This window comes from Taibaiella lutea, from assembly GCF_008629695.1.
Lineage (GTDB): Bacteria > Bacteroidota > Bacteroidia > Chitinophagales > Chitinophagaceae > Taibaiella > Taibaiella lutea.
In genome coordinates this window covers 239,961-263,754 of sequence record NZ_VWSH01000002.1, presented here as the reverse complement: position 1 = coordinate 263,754, position 23,794 = coordinate 239,961, and the positions used below count along the sequence as shown (strand labels likewise).

At 39.7% G+C, this 23,794-nt stretch carries 17 protein-coding genes; 14 read left to right on the top strand and 3 right to left on the bottom strand.

What is annotated here, in order from left to right:
* Positions 1-11 precede the first annotated feature (11 nt).
* Positions 12-2,927, bottom strand: coding sequence for a TonB-dependent receptor (locus F0919_RS08310; protein WP_150032293.1), 2,916 nt, complete (start codon positions 2,925-2,927; stop codon positions 12-14).
* 649 nt (positions 2,928-3,576) lie between these two features.
* Here F0919_RS08310 and F0919_RS08305 point away from each other — a divergent pair.
* The 7 genes from F0919_RS08305 to F0919_RS08275 all read left to right on the top strand — a co-directional run bounded on the left by F0919_RS08305 (position 3,577) and on the right by F0919_RS08275 (position 15,012).
* On the top strand, positions 3,577-4,848 hold the full coding sequence (locus F0919_RS08305; RefSeq protein ID WP_150032292.1) for an alkaline phosphatase family protein: 1,272 nt from the start codon (positions 3,577-3,579) through the stop codon (positions 4,846-4,848).
* Between the two features lie 31 nt (positions 4,849-4,879).
* The gene (locus tag F0919_RS08300; protein ID WP_150032291.1) at positions 4,880-6,712 is read left to right on the top strand and encodes a LamG-like jellyroll fold domain-containing protein; all 1,833 of its coding nucleotides are present in this window, start codon (positions 4,880-4,882) and stop codon (positions 6,710-6,712) included.
* Between the two features lie 89 nt (positions 6,713-6,801).
* Complete coding sequence (locus F0919_RS08295; protein WP_150032290.1) at positions 6,802-10,395, top strand: LamG-like jellyroll fold domain-containing protein; 3,594 nt, start codon at positions 6,802-6,804, stop codon at positions 10,393-10,395.
* A gap of 81 nt (positions 10,396-10,476) precedes the next feature.
* The gene (locus F0919_RS08290; protein WP_150032289.1) at positions 10,477-11,187 is read left to right on the top strand and encodes an HAD family hydrolase; all 711 of its coding nucleotides are present in this window, start codon (positions 10,477-10,479) and stop codon (positions 11,185-11,187) included.
* A gap of 4 nt (positions 11,188-11,191) precedes the next feature.
* The gene (locus F0919_RS08285; protein WP_150032288.1) at positions 11,192-12,256 is read left to right on the top strand and encodes a zinc-binding dehydrogenase; all 1,065 of its coding nucleotides are present in this window, start codon (positions 11,192-11,194) and stop codon (positions 12,254-12,256) included.
* 19 nt (positions 12,257-12,275) lie between these two features.
* A complete protein-coding gene (locus F0919_RS08280) occupies positions 12,276-13,553 on the top strand; it encodes an MFS transporter (protein ID WP_216629398.1) in 1,278 nt (425 codons plus the stop codon).
* Positions 13,554-13,971: 418 nt separating this feature from the next.
* A complete protein-coding gene (locus F0919_RS08275; RefSeq protein ID WP_150032287.1) occupies positions 13,972-15,012 on the top strand; it encodes a heme-binding protein in 1,041 nt (346 codons plus the stop codon).
* A gap of 123 nt (positions 15,013-15,135) precedes the next feature.
* On the opposite strand, the gene F0919_RS08270 is transcribed toward F0919_RS08275, so the two are convergent.
* On the bottom strand, positions 15,136-15,639 hold the full coding sequence (locus F0919_RS08270; protein ID WP_150032286.1) for a DinB family protein: 504 nt from the start codon (positions 15,637-15,639) through the stop codon (positions 15,136-15,138).
* A 176-nt stretch (positions 15,640-15,815) separates the two neighbouring features.
* On the opposite strand from F0919_RS08270, the gene F0919_RS08265 reads away from it, so the two are divergent.
* Positions 15,816-16,511 (top strand): DUF2461 domain-containing protein, encoded by a 696-nt coding sequence (locus F0919_RS08265; protein ID WP_150032285.1) that lies wholly within the window; start codon positions 15,816-15,818, stop codon positions 16,509-16,511.
* 12 nt (positions 16,512-16,523) lie between these two features.
* Here F0919_RS08265 and F0919_RS08260 read toward each other — a convergent pair whose 3' ends face one another.
* Positions 16,524-17,645 carry an alkaline phosphatase family protein gene (locus F0919_RS08260; RefSeq protein WP_150032284.1) on the bottom strand — a complete coding sequence of 374 codons (1,122 nt, stop codon included), beginning with the start codon at positions 17,643-17,645 and terminating at the stop codon, positions 16,524-16,526.
* 280 nt (positions 17,646-17,925) lie between these two features.
* Here F0919_RS08260 and F0919_RS08255 point away from each other — a divergent pair, with 280 nt between their 5' ends.
* The 6 genes from F0919_RS08255 to F0919_RS08230 are packed head-to-tail and all read left to right on the top strand — an operon-like array spanning position 17,926 to position 23,792.
* On the top strand, positions 17,926-18,993 hold the full coding sequence (locus F0919_RS08255) for a UDP-N-acetyl glucosamine 2-epimerase (protein WP_150032283.1): 1,068 nt from the start codon (positions 17,926-17,928) through the stop codon (positions 18,991-18,993).
* Positions 18,983-19,786, top strand: a complete 804-nt coding sequence (locus F0919_RS08250; RefSeq protein ID WP_216629397.1) for a cytidylyltransferase domain-containing protein — start codon at positions 18,983-18,985, stop codon at positions 19,784-19,786. Before F0919_RS08255 ends, F0919_RS08250 begins: the two co-directional genes overlap by 11 nt.
* 15 nt (positions 19,787-19,801) lie before the next feature.
* A complete protein-coding gene (locus tag F0919_RS08245) occupies positions 19,802-20,668 on the top strand; it encodes a transketolase (RefSeq protein ID WP_150032281.1) in 867 nt (288 codons plus the stop codon).
* A gap of 1 nt (position 20,669) precedes the next feature.
* Positions 20,670-21,608, top strand: coding sequence for a transketolase family protein (locus F0919_RS08240; protein ID WP_150032280.1), 939 nt, complete (start codon positions 20,670-20,672; stop codon positions 21,606-21,608).
* A 29-nt stretch (positions 21,609-21,637) separates the two neighbouring features.
* Positions 21,638-22,987, top strand: coding sequence for an aminotransferase class III-fold pyridoxal phosphate-dependent enzyme (locus F0919_RS08235; RefSeq protein WP_150032279.1), 1,350 nt, complete (start codon positions 21,638-21,640; stop codon positions 22,985-22,987).
* A gap of 1 nt (position 22,988) precedes the next feature.
* Positions 22,989-23,792, top strand: a complete 804-nt coding sequence (locus F0919_RS08230; RefSeq protein ID WP_150032278.1) for an SDR family oxidoreductase — start codon at positions 22,989-22,991, stop codon at positions 23,790-23,792.
* Positions 23,793-23,794 lie beyond the last annotated feature (2 nt).

The following is a 23,794-nucleotide window of genomic DNA, read 5'->3' as shown; positions in this document are numbered from 1 at the left end:
ATTAAACAAACCTACAGGTGGAACTTGACACCCAAATAAACTTTTTGACGGTAATATTCTGTCAACAATGGTCGCTCCGGCATCCCGATATAGGTTCTGTAAGGCGCATTCAGAATGTTGTTAATAGTTCCATAGACATTAATGCGGCGGGACACAGCATATGCAAATTGATAATCCAATGAATACATTGCTCCCATAAACACATCGTAATCGGTATTATCATGTACAACTGCATTAGTATTGATGTCAGAAAATAAATTCAGTTCCGTGCTGTATGCACCGGTATAATTCAATGTTACTCTTGTACTAACTTTTCCTTTTTCATAAAACAAAGCAGCATTATACATTAAAGGCGTTTGCTCTGTCAATGGCTGACTCTTTGTACGGCCGGGCACATTCATACGCGAATATGAAAGCGTAATATTGGCGGATGCGCCAAAGCCTTTCCAAAAGCCTGGCAGGAACTCGAATCTACGGTCTATCAAGGCTTCAAAACCTGTAACATAAGAATTGCTTGCATTCTCATAACTCTTCACTACATATCCGTCAATACTTTGACTGCCGTCAATTTGGTTGGTGCGGAAAATGTGATCTGTTACCTTTTTATAATAAGCGCCCAAAGAGAACATTCCTTTAGTTCCCCAGTAGTGTTCGTAAGAGAAATCAAAGTTCAGTGAATAAGTAGGCTTTAAGGCTGAGTTGCCAAATATATACATGTACTGGTCTCTGTTGAACAGAGCCGATCCCGGTTTTGTTTGTTCGAAGTTTGGCCTGTGGAAAGTTCTGGAAACAGCGGCCCGGATATTTGAATTATCACCGGGAATAAACAAAGCATTTAGTGAAGGCAAAATTGCCATATAAGATTTGTGAATGCTTACCGCTTCTTTGTTGATACCAATAGCGGTATTGTTATCATCTACAAGAGTGTCAGAGGTTTCATCAAGAATCGTGTGTTCCATTCTGACACCACCTGTAAGCGATAGTCTTTCAAATGGCTTCCATTCCGACATTACATAAGCAGCTATTGTTTGTTCAGAATAGGTGTAAGAAGAACCCGCCCATTGCCTGAAATTATTGTTGTTAATATCCATCGGCTTCGCCTTGAAATTCCCGATATTGTCGCTTACAAAAGAATTAAGTTGCTGGTTTGTAAGCACCGGTAAGAATGTGCCGCTATACGGCGTTCCCCATTCACTAAGATAATTATTATGCGGGTCATAGCTGGTTGTTTGCTGATCAGATAAGTACATAAACGGCACCATAGGATTAATCTGATATTCAAAGAAGCTTATATTACGTGCGCCATTTTTATCCCTGTATTTAAAGCCTGCTTTAAATTTCAAATTATTATTGACCTTGTAGGAAAAGTCTAATCTGCCGACAATCGGATCTCTTTCCCATGTAGTGTTAAGATCAGCAAAAACACTGCTCAGGTAATAATCGGAAGCCGTCAATGTGCTTTTGCTTCCATCCAGGTTTTCATATTTAGGCTGAATGTTATCATAATGATCCCCACCATTATGATAAGGATTATCAATATCCAGCATCTTATAAGGATATGGATTAGGATCTTTAGCGTTATTAGGATCATAAGTACCACCAAAGAAATTAGTCTGAATCATATCCGTATAATGCAATAACGGACTTATAAATTCAACCGTATAATCTCCATCAGGGCCGCCTTGATCTGCCTGAGGAGTATGGCCGTATTGAAACCGGTTATAGTAAGAAGCTACACGTGCATCGACCTTGAATTTATCGGACAATTTCCATGAAGCGTTCAGGGCACCTCCATATAACAAGTGATCAAACTTCCCTCTTTTATCCTGAAGCCTTATCCTGGCTCCCGATCCGTCAGACCAATTATAACTCATCCTGTCGCCGCGCTCATCTTCGGTCATATAGCCGCCCATTACATTGGCGCCTAATTTAAAATTTTCATTTACCTGATAATCGACAGCTGCATTCACGCCTCCCGTCTGTCTTAACCCTCTGTCTCTATCCAGTTGCAAACGCGCAAGGCTATGATTATAATTTGTACCGTAAGCCACGCTGGGAGCATCTTTTCCATAATTATCAGCACTGTAACTTCCGTTTAATGTATAAGAAAGCTTCTTGTTTTCAGATATATTACCTAATGCCAGGCTACCGTTCAATAATGGTTTACGTGTCATGATATCATATCCTGTTGATATGTCAAAATTGAATGTTTTTTCACTGGCTGGTATTTTTGTCATAAAGTCAATGACACCCCCTATATTATCTCCTTCCATGTCGGGTGTTACAGTACGATTCACTATAATGTAATCAATCAGGCTGGATGGAAATACCTCAAAATTAAAAACACGTGAAGCATCTTTTTCGTCGGCTGTAGGAAGCCTGTCCCCGTTTAATAAAGAAGCTGTCCAGTCCACAGGGGTACCTCGTAGTGAAACCTTATCATCTTTAACAGAAACACCGGGAGCCTGCCGTATTACGAAAGCAGTACTTTTCACAGGCGATTTACCAATACTTTCAGAAGAAAGAACTGTAACAGACTTGTCAGAAACCTTAGTCATATTAATAGCTTTTGCCTGACCACCCTGGCGATAATTTCCTGTAATTAAAATTTCATTGATCACACTATTGGATGGCATTAAAGCAATGCTTCCCAAATCAACCGTTTCATTATTTTGTACATGCACTTTTTTTTCCAGTGTGCTATATCCCAAATAAGTCAGCCTGATAGTTTGTGTACCTGTATCTACGGCTATCAATTGAAAAGAGCCATCCATGTCAGTAAGCGTACCTGCTTTACCTTCGACAGATACCGAAACACCGGGAAGCGGATCGGATTTGTCTGCAATGACACCTTTAATATTACCCTTCTGCGCAACAGCACTTCCTGCAGCAAAAAATGCGGCAGTTATTATTAATAAATGTTTCATCTTATGATTTTGAATGAAGCAAAATTAGTGAACAATTGTTTAGTGTAATTGAACTTACGTTTACCAAATTGTTAAGCTTAAACTTGCTTTTTATGGTAATCAAATTTGCCTGATAACAATTAAATAATACCGATATCTCTGATGTTTATAGATACATGCTCCTTTTAGAAAAAGGTGCTGAAAGGCTTCTGCTGCCTTATGTTTATGAAAAACGGGTTTGTATATACTACTAAATACGGCTTTCAAAATACATTGTATTAATTGTTCCTTTTTCAATAAGAAATAAATCTATACCGTAATTATTAAAGAGTCAGATGTGTTGATATCTGAATTATATGTCTGTTTTAATTTTAAGACGCGTATGGTGATAATTGAATATCGTTCTGTTTTCATTTTTGACTTTTTGAAATAGTCATTCCTGTATTCATTGCTCAGGGCTTCACCCAATAATCAGTAAACAATGTTTATTAAAATTAAACATACTTAACAATTTAGTAAACTAAAGTTAAGTTATACTAATCAAATATTAAGCACCTTTGCACAGTCATCAGTTGTAGAAATACATGATTCAGAATCCGGATCTGTTTTTAAATAGCAACAGTAATTAGTCGTTGCCAATAGAATTTAACTTCAATTAAAAAAAATTAAAATGAAAAAAATCACAATTGCAGCAAGTATTATGCTTGTTCTTTTATCCGGATACGTTTCGGCTTCTCAAAAGCGTAAAGTGCTTATTCTGGGGCTTGATGGTGTACGTTCCGACGCTTTACAAATGGCAAATACGCCCAATATTGATTCTTTGATTGCAGGAGGATATTACACTTACGATTCATGGTGCCTCGGTATTACGGTTTCCGGCCCTTCATGGTCAACTATCTTTACAGGTGTCTGGTATCCTAAACACGGTGTAACGGACAACAGTTATGCAGGTAGCCATTACGATCAATATCCTTATTTCCCAAATCTTGCCAAACAGGTTTATCCTAATATTAATGCGGTACAAATTATTGATTGGGCACCTATGAGCGATCTTGTTTACAATGAAGGCTATAATCAAAAAATCGTCCGTACAACAAATGATTTAGCTGCAATGCTTGCCGCTACTCAGGTTCAGTTGCAAAACCCCGATTTGGATGCGTTGGTACTTCACGTTGATAACATAGATGCGGCAGGTCACTCTTCGGGCTTTAGTCCTTCAAATCCATCTTATATGACAGCTATAAACAATGTGGATGTCTGGGTAGGCCAGGTTATGACCGCATTGAAAAGCCGTCCTACTTATAACGATGAAGATTGGTTGGTATTTGTTATTACAGATCATGGCGGAATTGGTACATCCCATGGTGGCAATACCAATGAGGAACGCCATATATGGTGGGTAGCTTCCGGAAAAAACGTAAAACATGCGCAGCTTTTTGCACAAGATCCCGGTAGCTACACCATGAACTCAAACCCTGTTGATACAGCCAAATTAGCAAAGGCCCCTGTGCAGGCTGACATTGCGGTAACTGCATTGCACCATCTTATTTACGATTCAGGTAAGCGCCCGGATAATAAAACCGTTGCTCCGGGTTTAGCATGGAATCTTGATGGTAAATCGTGGTTAGATTCTATTATGATAGAAAACACAACGCCCCCACCGCCACCACCTACAGCAATAAAGAATGTGTCCAATAATCTGGAATTGAAAATCTACCCGAATCCCGCTACTAATTTAATAACACTATGGTTTAATCCTGAAGGAAAATCTGTAAGTTATCAAGTGATCAATGCAATCGGTCAAATAGTCAAAGCAGCAGACAAAGTAAGCATGAGCGAAAAGCTTAACATCGATCTCAGCAATCAGGTAGCAGGTAATTATATCATTAAAATACAGGCGGGCGACAAGATAGCAGTTAAGCAAGTTGTTCTTTCAAAATAACCATATTCAACAGTAATTAATTTAAACATTCATGAAACGTCAACATCACGTCAAGGCCTTATCCGCCTTGTTGCTGCTACTGTATTGCGCTAATGGCAGCCATGCACAAGGTTCTTTACGTGCTTTGTATTTTCCGGGCAACGGCGTGCTAACGCCAAGCCCGACAGCAACAACCAACAGTTTTGTAGATCTTGGAACGGCGTTGAAAGATTCATTGGCCTTTTCCAATTTCACTATCGAATTATGGGTAAAAATGGGTGCAACCAATAGCGTTAATCCGGTTATTATCGGAGATAAAGATTGGGCAAGCGGTAGTAATACAGGCTTTATTCTTTCTTATTATGCTTCTACAGATGCCAGTAGCGGCACCGCTCCCGCCAATGATATCCGTTTTAACTTCAGGGCGGCCGGTGGCACACGGGTGGATTATGATATTCCTTTCCCGTCAGCTATTGCGCAGCACTGGAACCATATTGCCATTACAGTAAACAGGAGTGGCAGCATAATTGGATACCTGAATGGTGTGGCTACAGGACATGCTTATGTTTCGGGTGGAGAAAACATATCGGCTGATGCTGCTAAATCACTTGCCGGCACACTTCCCGTAAGATTAGGCACTGATGGTAAAACAAACGGTTACAGAGCGCCATTTAATGGCACAATGGATGAAGTGCGTATCTGGGAAGCGATAAGAACACCGCAGGAATTACGCGACAATATGTGTCATAAGCTCAACGGCTCGGAGAGCAATTTACTGGCTTATTATAAAATGGATGAAACTTCGGGGAATGGAATTATAAACAGCGCTACAGCAACATCAGGCTCATTCAGTGGAACATGGATCAACAGTATGTCACGTGTGAACAGTAGCGCGCCGGTTGGCGATGCATCTGTATCTATGTACACTGCAAATTTATCCGACAGCTTAATTACCATTAATACAGGGACACATGGCAGTTTCTCCATTGGCAATATGGATAACTCGATGCAAGGCATACAGGTATATGAAATCAATGATGTTCCTGCAAATGCTACGGGCATAACAAATCCGGACAATAAGTATTATGCAGTGTTTCCTGTTAGCAGCACAGCAGCCTACAGCGTAGCTTATAACTATGCTAATTATCCTGATGCAGTAAATAGCAATAGCATCATTGATTTATATCGCCGCGGAACTGCCGATTTAGCCTGGGCATCAGCAGGTTTTGCGAAAGATACTCTTCTAAAGACTTTCAGCAATTCTGCACAGACAGGAGCATCGGAATTTATACTCGGCAATTTCATTACCAATCCGCTTCCCCTTGATTTGATCGCTTTCAATGTTGAAAAAACAGCAGACCAATCAAAGGCTCTTTTAAGTTGGATTGTTACGGATGCCCTAAATGAAGCATCTTTTGAAATTGAAAAAAGTAATGATGCGGTTGTCTTTATAAACATTGGAAATGTAAATGCGGATGCAAATAATAAAAACGAAAAGGGAAATGACATTTTCCAATTTACAGACACTGCTCCGTTTTCCGGCATCAATTTTTACAGAATCAAGGCTATTGAGGGCAATGGTATGTTTAAATATTTCCCTGTTAAATCAGTTCGATTTAACACAAGCGGAAATAACATTTCTTTATTTCCCAATCCGGTTAGTAACCAACTGACACTTAACTATACGTCGCCAATCAATACGATGTTGAATGTAACTATATACGATCTGAGCGGGAAGAAAATAAATCGTCAAAATGTGAAGATAATATCCGGCTTATCTCAATATCCTATTGACATCTCCGGTATTTCAAATAGTATATTTTTCATAAACGTGCAGGATCAACAATCAAATTTTAAGACTACTATTAAAATGATTAAAAAATAGACGGGCATCTTGTTCTGCTTTTGAAGACAGGAAGTGATGCTTAAAAATGCAATACCATTTCTTATAAAAAACCAAATAAAAAAATTGAAATGAAAATCAGATCTATTTGTCAATCTTTGTTGGCATTAACGCTTTTGTTCTGCTTTGCCGGACAAAAAGCACAAGCTCAAGGTTCAGTCAGAGCTGTTTACTTCCCTGGAACGGGTGTGCTTACTCCCACGCCTGTCGCAACTACCAATAGTTATGTAGATCTTGGTACAGCCTTAAAAGATTCTTTGGCTACAACCAACTTTACAATTGAGCTATGGGTAAAGATGGGTTCAACCAATAGTGTGAATCCGGTTATTATTGGCGATAAAGATTGGGCCAGCGGTTCTAACACAGGCTTTGTATTATCCTATTATGCTTCTACCGATGCATCCAGCGGAACAGCAGCAGCAAACACGCTTCGCTTTAATTTCAAACCTGCCAGTGGTACGCGTGTGGATTACGATATCGTATTTCCCGCGTCTATAGCGCAGCGTTGGAATCATATTGCAGTAACTGTCAACCGTACAGGAAGCATTATCGGCTATCTTAATGGCGTGGCAACAGGTCATGCTTATGTCGTTGGTGCTGAAAACATATCTGCAGATTCGGCCAAAACACTTGCCGGAACACTTCCTGTAAGATTAGGCACCGATGGTAAACCTTTCGGATACAGAGCGCCTTTCAATGGTACAATGGATGAAGTCCGCATCTGGAAGAGTGTAAGGACACCGCAACAATTACGCGATAATATGTGTCATAAACTTACAGGTACAGAAGCAAACCTGTTGGCTTATTACAAAATGGATGAGGCAACCGGCACAACAATCAGCAACAATGCTACAGCCACAACAGGTTCTTTTAACGGTACCTTTGTAAACGCCACAAGTCATATTGGCAGCGGTGCTCCGGTAGGTGATACTTCTGTTAATCTATATACATCTACATGGGCCGGTCAAAGCCTTCAGCTTGCAACGGCTAATAAAGGAATCTTCACAATAGATAGCATTTCAAATGCAGGTTCTTACTTACACCTGTACCAAATCAATGCTGTTCCGGATTCAACTTCAGGCCTTACACCTTACAGTAACAATAACGTATATTTCGGAACTTTTGCTTCCGGCGATACATTTACTTACTATCCAAAATACAATTACGGGAACTTTACTAACGCAGTAACTTATAGTAATTCTATTGGCTTCTTTACCAGACAATTTAATGCAGATGCTTTATGGAGCTCTAAAACTAACTTGTATAATAATGGTACAACAACCCAAATGCGCCTGGATAGTATTAAAGGTAGCAGACAGTTTTTCCTGGCTAATTTCATAAGTACTTGTAATGTTCCTTCGGCACTTGGCGCTATAAATATCCAGGCTACAACAGCTCAATTGACCTGGACAAGCGGCGGGTCTGCTTTGTGGAATATTCAGTATGGAACAACCGGTTTCGTATTAGGTTCCGGCACTATGGTAGCTGCTGTAAATACCAATCCTTATGCTTTAGGGGGATTACAAGGCAACACCACATATCAATACTATGTTCAGGACACATGTACGGGTATCGGTGCCAGCACATGGGCCGGACCTTATACGTTTACAACTTTGCCTGATTATTCAAACGCAGGCAGCGGATATGCCTTGCATTTTAATGGTACAGGCGTTCAAAACAGTACCGTGCAAGCCGTGAACCTTGGAAGCGTATTGCGCGATTCATTGGCAAAGACCGATTTTACAATTGAAATGTGGGTTAAAGTAGGCGCTACCAACACAGGTAACCCTCCTTTGATAGCTGACAAGGATTATGTAAGCGGAGCAAATACAGGTATCTGCTGGACTTATACTGCATCTGTTTTATGGGGAGATGCTGCAAAACATGTATTCCGTTTCAACTTTAAGCCTAATGGCGGCACCAGACGCGATTATGATATGATTGCCGCAAATGAATTTACATGGAATCACCTTGCTATCACAGTAGATCGCAAAGGATTCATTAAAGGCTATATAAACGGTGTTTACAAACCAAGTACTTATGCTTCAGGCGCTGGCTCTGTAGCTGCTGATTCAAGTAAAACACTGGCAGGTACAATGCCATTATATTTAGGTACAGATGGTACGGGCAACTACCGTGTACCGTTTAACGGAGACATGGATGAAGTACGTATTTTCAAAAGAGTGCTTTCCGAAACTGAAATCCGCGAAAGCATGTGTCATAAATTACAAGGAAATGATTCCGGCCTGGTTGCTTATTATCGCATGGACCAACCGGCAGGACCAACTGTTATCAATAATGCTATTGCTACTGCCGGTTTGATGAACGGTACTGATATAGACAACATTGCACATGTTATAAGTGCTGCCCCTGTTGGTGACACAAGTGTAACCGTTTATCCTGTTAATGGTTGGAATGGTGTTTCTTTATCATTAAATAGTTCTGACAGAGGAATGGTTACTGTCGACAGTATTGTTGACGCTGCTGTTCCCGGCATACATATTTATGCAATTAATGGTACTCCGAATTTTGCAAATGGAATCAGCGATATAGGTAGTACAAACAAATACTTTGGTGTTTTCACATCAGATAATGCGTCAGCTACTTATCATGTAAAATATGATTACAGCAATTATACGAATGCTACAACAAGCAATGCCAACCTACATTTATATAACAGGCCAAACAATGCAATCAACATCTGGACACAGTTACCTGCTGTACAAAATATAACGAATAACACTATTGAAAAAAATGCTGCTTTAGGTGTAAGACAATATTTGCTTGCAGATTTCAGTCCTGCAGGTTGTTTGCCTCCATCTAATATTTCCCTGAATGGTTTTGATACAACATCTGCAACTGTTACCTGGACATCAACAGCATCAACACACGCTACAAAGTATGGTCCTGCCGGGTTTAATTTACAAGACAGCACAGCAGCAACTATTACAGTTAATACTCAAACACTTTCCGGATTGCAACCTGCTACGAGCTATGACTTCTATGTACAGGATTCATGTAGTAATGGTAATGGCAGCGCCTGGGTCGGACCTTACTCGTTTACTACTGTAGACGCCTGTCCTGCTCCCGTAAATATTCATGCTGACAGCATTACTCCCAGTTCTTTAGTTTTGAAATGGACTGATAATGGTTCCGTAACCACAGGATATCAAATTGCATGGGGTATATCACAAACATTTACTGATCCAACGATTGCAATTACTCAAAACACTACAGAACCGAGGTATGCATTTACAGGATTACAGCCTGTTACAGCGTATGACTTTTATGTGAAAACAAATTGCAACGCTTCTACGCCTAATAGTGGCTGGGAAGGGCCGTACACATTTACAACAGATAGTGTACATACACCTCCTCCCCCACCCACCTCTATTTCCCAGGTATCAGGAGCCGACAGCAAATTACGTATCTATCCAAACCCGACGGATGGTAAGGTAAATATTGAATTACTGGACAATAATGCTGCAGGTGTTTACAAGTTAACGTTGTATAACAATCTTGGCATGGTAATTTTTGATAAATCCGTAACGAAAGAAGTTAAAGTGGAATTAAAGACACAAGAGCTTTCTGACGGAATTTATCATATAGAATTTAATACAAGAAATGGCCGTATGCATAAGGCCATTGTAGTAAGACATAAGTAGGCTTTATGGCAACTATTCACTTTCGATGAATAGTTGCCATAAAGTAAATATTCATTTATAAACGTAAAAAACAGCATTAGTATGGCGATTAAGTTAATTGTATTTGACATGGCGGGTACAACAGTGGAGGACAATCAAAATGTGGCTCAGGCTTTGAAAAAAGCTTTATCTGTATTTCATTACCAGGTAACATTCGAAGATATAAATATAGTGATGGGTTATCCGAAACCGATAGCCATCAGGAGTTTGCTGGAGCAGTATGCAGGCAGCGAAATAGCTTCAGATAATGATTTAGTAACACGCATCCATGACGTATTTGTAAAAGAAATCATTCATTTTTACGAAATGAATGAAAGCATCCGTGAAAAGGAAGGTGCAGGATATGTATTCAGGAAATTAAGGGAGATGAATATCAGAGTAGCTTTAGATACCGGATTCTCCAGAGAAATTGCAGATGCAATTATCAATCGCCTGGGATGGATACAAGGCGAACATTTCGATATCAGCATTACCAGCGATGAAGTAATGGAAGGCCGGCCTTATCCTTATATGATTTATAAGGCTATGGAAAAACTACAGATAGCTTCGATTGAAGAAGTGGCTAAAGTGGGTGATACCGTTTCTGATTTGCAGGAAGGCAATGCAGCCGGTTGCAAATATGTTATTGGCATTACCACCGGTGCTTACACAGAAGCAGAACTCTTAAGAGAGCGGCATACACATCTTATAAACAAACTGGAAGATATTCTTGATATCGTGGCTGAGGAAGAGGTTGTTCTGCAATTAAAATAAGATAATGAAGACTGGAAATATTGTTGCCTTCGAAGGGCCGGAAAAACCATTGATTACAATGGAAAAACAGGTAAGGGAGATTAGTCCCGATGAAATATTGGTGAAAAATCTTTACACCACTATTTGCGGCAGTGACCTTCATACTTATTGTGGCATCAGAAAGGAAAAATGCCCCACTGTACTGGGACATGAAATAACAGGTTGTATTGAAGAGATAGGAAGCCGGCATTCGGGTAAGGACGGAGCCGGCCTTCCTTTAAATATCGGAGATAAAATAACATGGTCTGTCTTTTCAAGCGATCCTGATTCAAAACATTCCCTTGAAGGAATGCCTCAAAAAGGCGACGATCTTTTTAAATACGGTCATGCGCAAATTTCCGGAGAGGACATTTTTCATGGCGGACTTGCTGAGTATTGTATTCTGAAAAAAGGAACTGCTGTATTTAAAATTCCTGATGAGCTTCCTTTGGAAATAGCATCTACCATTAATTGTGCCATTGCAACCGTTGCGGGAGCATTACGTCTGGCAGGTAATGTAAAAGATAAAACAGTATTGATAACAGGAATGGGTTTGCTTGGTATTACCTGTGCAGCTATGTGCCGGGAAGCCGGTGCTGCGTATGTAATAGCAGCTGACATTAGCCATGAACGCCTGAACACTGCTCTTAAGTTTGGTGCTCATCAAAAACTGAATCTTCAAACAAATGATGCGTTATCTATACAAGCTGATATAGACATAGCTTTTGACATGAGTGGTTCGCCTGATGCAATGGAATTTGGCTTGCAGCATTTGGGTATTGGCGGTGTAGCCGTTTGGGTGGGTGCTGTTTTTAATACCAGGGAAATACAAGTGGAAGCCGAGAGAATAATCAGGAATCTGATTAGTATAAAAGGCTTACATAATTACAATTTCGAAGATCTTAAAAATGCAGTAACCTTCATTGGTAAACATTGGAAAGATTATCCTTTTATGGATGTCGTTTCGAAAGACTTTTCTTTGGAGCAGGCTACTGAAGCTTTTGAATACGCATTAAAACACAAGCCATTAAGAGTCGGCATCCGATTATAAAGAGCAACACAAAAACTATATGAAAAAGGGCGCATTTAGAAAAAGGCAATGGCAGATGCTATTGCTTACTATGTTTTGTTACATGTTCTTTTACACAGGCCGTCACAATTTTGGATGGGCGGCAAAGTCAATGGCTTTGGAATTACATGTTTCTTTTGAAATGATAGGTTGGGTAAGCTTTTCCATGCTTATTGGTTATGCCATCGGGCAACTTATAAATGGTAATTTATCAGATCGGTTTAGCCCGCGCTATATGATTCCATTGGGAGGTATTCTTTCCATTGCAAGCAATTTTGCAATCAGTTTTGCGCATTCTTTTTGGTTGATATTGATTCTTTGGGCATTGAACGGATATTTTCAGTCAATGGCATGGGCACCGGGAAGCAGATTGATTTCAAACTGGTGGGGCAAGGAAGAACGGGGAAAGGCATTTGGTTTTTATACAATGGCAGCTGGTTTCTCTTCAGTTATAACTTTTTTATTGTCAGTGGTTTTATTGCAGCAGGGCTGGGAATGGCGCTGGCTTTTCCGGGTGCCGGTTCTGTTTCTTTTACTGGGCATCATTGTCTTTTTCTTATTTGCAAGAAGTAAACCGTCCGACATTGGTTTTGACGACTTATATGAAGAAACCTCCAAAGCAAACCGAATTAGTTGGAAAGAAAGATACCGTGTTGTTTTCAGTAACCGGAAATTTATGATTGCCTGTATTGCTATGGGGTTTGAAAGCATGGCCCGGTATGGATTGGTATTCTGGGTGCCTATTCATTATCTGGGCAAAGACTGGAGCAACAACCCACATTACTTATGGGTGACCGTTTTAGTGCCTTTGGGCATGGCTATAGGTGCGCTTACTTTTGGCAACATTTCCGATACTATTTTTAAGTCTAACCGCCCTGCTTCTATACGCTTCGGCATTTCAATGAGTGCGCTGATTTCTCTGATTATTTTCTTCCTGCCGGCCGGCAATATTGGAGTGATTGCTATTTTGTTGCTTTCTGCAGGTTTTTTTGTGTACGGCCCTCAAGCCAACTTCTGGCCCATGAGCCCGGAACTTTTAGGTGAACAATTCGTAGGAACCGGTGTAGGAATTATGAACATGACAGCCTATGTATTTGCCGCATTAGGTGAACCTTTGCTGGGAAGAGTCATAGATGTTACACACAACACTTCATATATCTTTTTGGTCATTGCAATACTCTGTGTTTGTTGTGCCATAACCATTTCATTTGTGAGAAAAACGAAATTAAAAAAGATAAATGCGCCTTTGGATTATGTTGCATTGGAAAGCAAACCATAATCTTCGTAAATGAATCTAAACTATTTAACTAAGATTGAAAATCATTTGTGCCATTGATTTCAATGCCCTCAACGACACAAAATAAAAAGCCTTCCAACTTAATTGTTGGAAGGCTTTTTATTTTGATGTCAGGATATTTTTATCAAAAAAAATCTTTATGAAATTTTTAAAATTAATAATAAATAATTATATTAGTGTCGTGATTAGTAAAACACCATAACCCCTAAACCACTATCACCACCATGAAAGCCAGTAAATTCCACTACTCAACACATTATTGGGTTCAGTCTGATAATCTTTCGATTTTGCTTCAACGCATAAGGTATCGACAACTCAAGTGAAGTATTGCTTCATAAAAGGTTAGCTATCGCTCCAAAACATAACAAGTATTCACATCAATTCAATTAAATCTACAATCATGACAGAACAATTAAACCAGTTCGGAATGGGTGCACGCTTTATTCCGCCAAACCAGTTAGATGAAATCGATCTCGGTCCTTTAAGACAATTAATAGGGCAATGGGAAAGTGTTGTTTTACCTCCGCAAGCCGGCTCTTCCACTCCCACCGCAAGTGGATGGAACGTGATATCCGTACCGGCAGAAAAAGGCTTTATATTTGAGGTTATCCCCTACAAGGAAAACCTTAAATTTTCAGCAGTAGCAGTAGAAGCCGGAAACCGCGGTCCGGTCATCAACGGCACGCAGTTCAACCAGGAAATTACAGGGCTGTTTTACGAGCAGCAGATTATCAGCGTTTGCGATACAGATTTTTGCAATGAGCGGGGATTTAAAAATGGAACAGTCATTCATGCCGAAACCGGTTTGTTTCTCTACATTACGAATTATAGCAGTGGTCTTAATATTGCCCGCTTAGGTACGGTACCACACGGCAATGCATTACTGGCATTGGGTAATGCAACAGATAGTACAGATCCGGGAACAACTTTTTTCCCTGAAAGCAGCGCCCTGGCATTTAACCTTGATGGCTCGGCTCCGGGCGGCCTTGGTTATAATGAAAATATTACACTTGATCCGCAGTTTGCCGAGTTTAATCAGGTTGACCCTAATACTTTCCTGCAATCGACACTCGAACAAATTGTAGGTTCAGGATCAGTTACAAGTATGACCACATTCGATTTGACAACAAAAAATCCGGATGCAACCGGCGGTATACTTAATATTCCATTTATACAATCCAATGTTACCGCTACCACAATGGATTTCACGTTATGGCTTGAAAATATCTCAGGTGGTAGTGAAACCGAATTATTGCAATATTCACAAACCGTCAATCTTGTATTTCCACTTGGAGGCAATGTAACACCTATTGTGTGGCCGCATATTAGTATCAGTACAATGAAAAGGATGCCGGAAGTATTAAAGCAGGCAAATAAGGCAGAGATGCTTAAATCGTCGGCTTTATCATCAGGCAATACGCCGGGTGTACCGCAATTATAAGCAATGAAATATTGATAAAAGGTTAGTTGATTTTTGCGATAGTTTTTATTAAATCACACCAACCTATCTTATAATAAAGCCTTGCAAGATATTTTGCAAGGCTTTATTATAAAACAAAAACGTCTATACGGGCATAAGATTTAATTGTCCCATATGATAGCTTTGATGATTGGTTCTGCTGAAAAGCACATTTAATTTATTCCTTAAGGGTTCTTTTGCAAAATCCTCTTCTGAAACGGAAGCATGCCTTCCTATCCATTCTGCCGTGGTCATTTTACCAAAATGATCGGCAAGTGCAATATTGAGCTTTTCCCAGTCCTCTTTTAATGTTTGGATAGATGGCAAATCAGTAACTGTTTTATCTGCAGCTTTAATAAATATTGCATCATATTGCGGAAACAATCTTTCTCCCAGCATAAACAACTGTTGCATGCCGTCATTCACTGCAATAAGATGGCCTAACAAATAGATTGCCCTGTTTTTACCCGGTGCAATTTCATTCATATAAGCCGCATCGTCATATTTATTGAAAAAATTTGTAACAGTTTTGTTTTGTGCAGCCCAGACGTTAATAGCTTGTTGGATAACCTGCTCCGTATAGTTTTGTACAATTGTTGAATCTTGCATTGTAGTTTTGTTTTAGATTTAATTCAGATTTGCCTGCTAAGTTAGAAGTTAAGATGCCTGCAATTGAAGATGGAAGCATTGATAATATTAATAACAGTATTTAAATTCAATTCGGAAAATCAATAACAGTTTGCTTAATATTCCTGATTTTTGCAACAAATCATTATTCCGTCATCATGCCAGAGCAAGCAGCAAACATTCCCGCATCCAGCTTTGAATTCCTTCAATTATTAAAACAAAATAATAATCGGGAATGGTTCAATGAACATAAAGAAATGTTTATAAAACAGCAATCGTTTATCGAAGCATTTGCAGACTCACTATTGGCCGAAATGAATGTACATGACCTGATTGAAACTGCATCCGGCAAAAAAAGCCTTCACCGCATTTATCGCGATACGCGTTTCTCCAATGATAAAACACCTTATAAAACCAATTGGAGCGGCAGCTTCAGAAGAGCTACAAAGCAACGGCGGGGCGGTTATTATTTTCATATAGAGCAGGGCAACAGTTATGTTACCGGAGGCTTCCACGGCCCCAATGCAGACGATCTGAAACGCATACGTGAAGATATCGGTTACGATGCCCAACCCTTAAGAAAGATATTAAAAAGCAAATCCTTTATTACAACTTTCGGGGCTTTGCAGGGCGAACAACTAAAGACAAGCCCAAAAGGCTTTGACACAAACAATGATGGAATAGACTTGTTACGCTACAAGCAATTCATACTGATAAGAAGATTTACCGATGAAGAAGTGTTAAGCAATTCCTTTTTGAAAGAAGTAAACCAAACTTATAAGAATATGCGGCCTTTCTTTGATTATATGAGCGATGCGTTATCAACCGACACAAATGGCTTGCCAATTAAATAAAATTGAAACAGCTTACCGGCTTTGTACAAGCAAATCCTGACGTTCAAATCTGTTATGCCCCTTCAGCGGCAGATTAAGGCATTTACCCGTTTTGTGTTCTGATGTAAATTCAAATCCCAGCAATTCGGCAATGGTAGCAGCCAGTTGCTTTTGATAAATGGTTTGTTCCGTTTTCACTTCGCCCAATGGCAAAATATCAGGGCCTAATACCGCCATCCATATTTCCTTGCTCCCTTTAATAAAAAACAAATGGTCTGTCCATGTATTGGTTTTAAAACCGCGACCGTGGTCTGTTGTTATAATGATCGTCGTATTGTCTTTGTAAAATTCATCCGTTTGAATATAATACCATAACTCGGCAATCATGCGGTCTACCTGATTCATTGATTGCAGATATTTATCGTAATGGCCGTGATGAGCAAATTCATCCGCCTCTCCGAACGAAATCAACGCTACTTTAGGATGATGTGCCTGTATATAATTCTTGGCACCTATAAAAGTCAGAGCATCCAATCGTGTATTATCTTCCTGGGGGAATAATTGCTGAACCTGATTGATTTTCACAACCTGGCTATCTTCTTCTGCAATGGGTTCGTAACCGCTGTTTATCGGTATATTGCTTCTGCCTTCATTTAAAATAAAAGGAAAGATATTCCATGACGTAAATGCAACAACGCTGTCGTGATAATGGCTTTGCTTATTTAAAAATTCAAGCACGTTAGTATTCTTATTCAACACCGGAGTATTGGGTACAAATTTTGAGTCAGGATAGCCGGTGAATATTTCATTATAACCGGGGTAGGAAAATTTATAGTTATTAGTAACATCCATGTTATTGCCATAAACCCGGTTACCATATACCTGCCCCTTACTGGCAACAACATTCCAAAAGAAAGGCATCAATTTTTTTCTTCTTGCTAATGTATCAGTATCCCAAAACAAAGAACGTATAATGTCAGTATTCTCCACATAAGAACCATCATTTAAAATGGCCTCATTGGCGCCCTGAAATAACTCCTGCCATCTGATTCCGTCGATAGTAATGATAAATAAGTTAGGAGGGACCTGGGTGTTTGTTCGGGCATTTAAGGAAACAAAACCCAATACACACAGTAAGGATAGAAATGTTTTCATATCTTTTGGTTTATCAAAGAAACCAAGACAATGTAACCGAAATATGAGCCCTGTGTTAAACTAATAATATTTCAGTAAAACCCTTTACTGCATTGAATTTCAATAAAATCAACTAAAGAAATACAATTGTTGAATGAATATATTTTAAACAGAATATTACGTTTTGATTACCGAATTGGAAACACCGCATTAGCGCAATGTCAATTAAACATTATGTTTGATTTCTGCGAAATTTCTAACGATTTCCGGCTATAAGTTTGCGCTCAGTAAATGCAACCTCATGGTGAATCGAAAGAAAATATTGCTGATTACCGGATCCATGAATCAAACAACTCAGATGATTGGCATCGCCAACCAGCTTAAAGATTATGATTGCTGGTTCAGTCAATTATTTACGGATAACAGGATCATTAATTTCCTCATCAATAAGACCCGCCTTTTAGATGGTACAGTTATCTCAAAACCATTTAAAGCCATAACAGAGAAATACCTTAAGGAAAATAATTGCAAGATAGATTACAAAGCAAAACTGAATCAATATGATCTGGTAATATTTTGCAGTGATATGCTGGTTCCTAAAAGGATGCTGCAACAAAAAACGGTTTGGGTACAGGAGGGTATGATTGACAAAATAACATGGATAAGTTACCTGATAAAATTATTCAAACTACCTTCTATATTATCTTTCAATACATCATTGAACGGCACAAGTAATAAATGCGATCTGTACTGCACTGCCTCAGAAGGGTACAAAGAATATATTACTAAAATGGGGACGGATGCATCGAAAGTGGTAGTAACCGGCATTCCCAATTATGACAATGCAAGACAATATTCAGACAACGATTTCCCGCATTATGGTTATGTAATGGTTGCTACAAGCGACATGCGCGAAACTGCAAGATTTGAAAACAGGCCTGCATTTATAAAGAAATGCGTGGCTATTGCTAATGGCAGACAGTTATTGTTTAAACTCCATCCGAATGAGGATACAGAAAGAGCCATAAAAGAAATAAGGCAGAACGCACCGGACAACGCCATGATATTTACAGTTGGCAATACACAGGAAATGATTGCCAACTGCGAAGAGCTTATAACTCAATACTCGACAGTGGTTTATACAGGGATAAGCCTTGGCAAGAAAGTTCATTCCTGGTTTGATGTTGAAAGGTTAAAGAAACTCGCGCCTGTACAAAACAATGGAAGCTCTGCAAAACATATAGCAGCATTGTGTTCCGGCATGATCACGCAGCAAAGCAATATCCATAGCATGCCTATATACAAGTCTCAGCATGCGGAAGCATTATTTGATTCATCCATCAAAAATGAGTGTGTGTATGCAGGATAAAATCGTAGTTGTCATTCAGGCGCGCATGACGTCAAGCAGATTACCGGGAAAGGTTCTGATGCCTGTTCTTGGTAAAAGCCTTTTGATGCGGATGATTGAGCGGGTTAAAAGGACAACATATCCCATAACTGTTGTGATAGCAACCTCTACAGACAAGAGCGATGATGTAATTGAAGATGAAGCAAAGCGAAATGATATTGCATGTTATAGAGGAAGCCTTGACAATCTTCTGGAACGTCACTATGAGGCAGCTCAGCTACATAATGCTGATTTAGTTATTAAAATACCATCAGACTGCCCTTTGATAGACGCAAAAGTCATTGACAAAACCATAGATGTTTATTATAAACACGGCAGGATATATGATTATGTAAGTAACCTTCATCCTGCAACATACCCTGACGGAAATGATGTTGAAATAATGACGATGGATTGCCTGAAAAGGGCGCAGGAAATGGCTAAGAATCCGTGGGAGCTGGAGCATACAACTCCTGTTATATGGGAACATCCGGAACATTTCAATATAGGCAATCATATATGGCAGACAGGCTTTGATTGTTCTATGACACATCGCTTTACCATTGACTATATAGAAGATTATGCCTTCATTCTGAAAGTATTCGAAATGCTTTATCCCGTTAAGCCACACTTTAGTTGTAACGACATATTACAACTACTGGAAGAGCATCCTGAAATCTATCAGCTAAATGAAAAATATATAGGTGTAAACTGGTACAGAAATCATCTCTCTGACCTTAAAACCGTCTCTGCCGGACAAACAAAACTGATTTAAAAAAATTGCAAGAATATGAATCTGCATACTACTACTACCTTTAAACATCTTGAAGATATTGCATTGAAAGTACGCAGCCATGTAGTTAAAATGGCTACAAACGGAGGATGCTTTATCGGAGCTTCTCTTTCTGCTGTAGATGTATTGGTTTATCTCTATACAGAATATCTGAATATCCACAGTGCCAACCTCAATGATCCGGAACGTGATTATTTATTATTGTCCAAAGGACACGATGTACCGGCCTTATATGGAACATTTGTGGAGCTGGGTTTATTGGAAGGTGACAGATTGGGTAACCATTTGTTGTTAGACGACCATATTTACTGGCATCCGAATGTCAAAATAAAAGGTGTGGAATTTCATTCAGGCTCACTGGGACACTTACCTTCCGTAGCTATAGGTATTGCCATTGACATCAAGTTGAGAAACGGTAAAAACAAAGTAGTCTGTGTACTTGGCGATGGTGAATTAAACGAAGGTACCTGCTGGGAAGCCGCTCTGGTAGCCAACGCATACAAGCTGGATAATTTGATTTTTGTTATAGACAGAAATCAGTTTCAGGCCAATATGGCAACCGAAGATTTAATCCCCTTAGAACCTTTAAAAGACAAATTTGAATCGTTTGGCGCAGTGGTAAGAAGAATAGACGGACATGATTTCGCCCAAATAGATGAAGCATTTTCTGCTTTGCCATTTGAAGAAGGTAAACTTCAGGTAATCATCGCCGATACCATTCGCGGAAAAGGCTTGCCAAGTATTGAACGCAGGGCCGACAGATGGTTTTGCAACTTCACCACCGACGAAATAGAACAATTACTCCAGGAACTATACGGAGAACCGCAGGCCTTTCTTACATCTAACACTTTAGTAGTACGATAATATGACTTACGAACAATTATTGACGCAAACTGCAACAGCAGATGATAAATATATTGTAATGACCGCCGAAAACAGAGCATTGGTAAGAAATATTCCCAGTGTTTTAGGCAACAGATTCGTGGATACGGGCATCACCGAGCAGACTATGGTGGGCGCAGCAGCAGGGCTTGCATTAAGAGGTCGTGTTCCCGTTGTACACGCACTGACAAGCTTCCTTACAATGCGTGCCTTTGAATTTATCAGAACCGACGTTGGCATTCCTTCTTTACCTGTAAAACTAAGCGGTTTCATACCGGGTTTCCTGTCAGATGGCAATGGGCCTACACATCAGGCTTTAGAAGACATTTCATTGATGCGTGGCATTCCGAACATGGAAGTCTATGCACCTGCCGATGAAGATGATTTAGTTAAAATGTTGCCATATATATGGTCAACACCACGCCCTGCTTATGTCAGAATCAACACCAGGACAACAGATTATATACATAGTGATTACGAACCCGGTAAAGCCGAAATAGTAGCAACAGGAACCGACATTACATTTCTTACTTATGGCTTGATGTTTGAGCAATGCTTACAGGCCATGAAACACCTTAAACAGGAAGGAAAATCTGTCGGGCTTATTAATTTCCGCTCATTAAAACCTTTTGATGAATCCGCTTTATTACAAGCCGTTGCAGACAGTAAATTATTGATTACGGTTGAAGACCATTTCTTAACCGGAGGGCTTTACACTATTGTAGCAGAAACATTACTGAAACATAAAACCACGGCTGATGTAATACCTTTTGCATTGGCAGAAAAATGGTTTAAGCCTGCATTATTGCCCGATGTATTGAAATACGAAGGCTTTACCGGAAAACAAATAGCCGAAGAAATTTTAGGCTATAAAATCCATACAGAAGAAACAGTAATGCAAGCTCCTGCATTTGCAGAATAAAACACCTCATTTAAAAGTAAAAAAACAACATGCCAAATACAGTTTCGTTCAACTCAGATTTTCCGCAGATAACGCAATCCGATGCACTTTACGAAAGAGCATTGAAAGTTCAGAAACCGGTAACACAAACACTTGCAAAGGGTCCCGGACAATTTACCAAAGGCATTGCTCCTAAATACTTACAAAAAGGCAAAGGTTCGCATGTATGGGACGTTGACGGAAATGAATATATTGATTTTAACAGTGCTATAGGCCCCATTTCTCTTGGATATGCCTACCCTGCCGTTGATCAGGCTATTATGAAACAATTGGAGGATGGCATTACTTTTTCATTAATGCATCCGCAGGAGGTAGAACTTTCTGAATTGATTCAACAGATAATACCAAATGCAGAAGCCGTTAAAATCTCTAAAACAGGTGCGGATGTATGCTCTGCAGCCATTCGCGTAGCAAGGGCATTTACAGGAAGAGATAAGGTTTATTGCTGCGGTTATCATGGCTGGCATGATTGGTATATCGGTATCACAAGCCGTAACTCAGGCGTTCCCCAGGCAACGCAGTCGCTGACCTATACCTTTGAATACAATGATATAGAATCGCTGAAAGCTGCGCTGGATGAAGATGTTGCCGCTATTATCCTTGAGCCTTTCATTTTTGCAGCACCCAACGAAGGTTACCTGCAGGAATTAATTGCCATCTGCAAAGAAAACGGAACGCTGGTAATTTTTGATGAAATGTGGACCGGCTTCCGTATTGCACTGGGCGGCGCTCAGGAGTATTTCAATGTAAAACCTGATTTGGCTGTTTATTCCAAAGCATGTGCCAATGGTATGCCGATTGCACTCCTGACTGGTCGTGCTGATGTCATGGAACTGTTTAATAACGAAGTATTCAGTTATACAACCTTTGGCGGCGAAGCGTTATCGCTTGCTGCCTGTATCGCAACAATCAATGAGTTAAAAGACAAACAGGTACCGGAATACCTGGATGCAAAAGGAAAGATCATAAAAGAAGCGTACAATAGAATTGCAAGAGAAAACGGTATGGAAAACATGACCTCCTGTATCGGTTACAATTGCCGTACCATGATTACTTTTTCTCCTGAAGCCGGAAATGCATTGGCATTGAAAACATTGATGCAGCAGGAAATGATCAAACGCGGTATTCTGTGGGCCGGATTTCACAACATGTGTTTCAGCCATACAGATGAAGATATCAACTATACTATTGAAGCGTACCAGGATGTAATACCTCTAATTAAAACCGCCATAGAAAACGGAAAAATTGAATCTTATTTAAAGGGCGAAATACTTGAAGCCGTGTTCCGCAAAGTAAGTGACTACAACATCAAACCAAGAACCCTTTCAACAGTAGAATAAGATGGAATTATTTTCTTTAAAAGATAAAGTATCTGTCGTAACGGGCGCATTGGGTCTGATTGGCAAGAAACATTGTGAAGCTTTGGCTGATGCGGGATCAAGTGTCATAGTCGCAGATATAGATGAAGAAAAGGCCATCGCATTTGCGGCATCCTTGGGAAGAGAGCATACCGGAGTTTATCTGGATGTAACAAACGAAGCTTCCATACAGGATTTAAAAAACGTCATAATAGAGCGATATGACAGATTGGATGTATTGGTAAATAATGCCGCTATAAACGACATGTTCGAAAATCCGGCTTTGGCAAGAGAACATTCCGCATTTGAAAATTACCCTTTGTCCGCCTTCCAGAAATCAATAGACGTAAATATTACAGGCGTTTTCCTTTGTTCTCAGATATTAGGCCAGATTATGGTAGAACAGGAATCAGGAAGCATTATCAATATTGCTTCAACTTATGGTATAGTAGGCCCGGATCAAAATATTTATAAAGATGAATTTGGCGAACAGATTTTTTACAAATCGGCTGCATACCCTGTTACAAAAGGCGCGGTAATTAGTTTCACCAGATTTCTTGCCGCTTACTGGGGACACAAAGGCATCCGTGTAAACACATTGTCACCAGGCGGAGTTTCAAATAACCAGGACGATTTTTTTATTCAAAACTATGCTGCCAAAACGTTGTTGGGTCGCATGGCAACCTCATCCGATTATCAAGGAGCATTAGTCTTTTTGGCAAGCGATGCCTCTCAATATATGACAGGAGCGAATCTGGTGGTGGACGGTGGCTGGACAGCAATTTAATT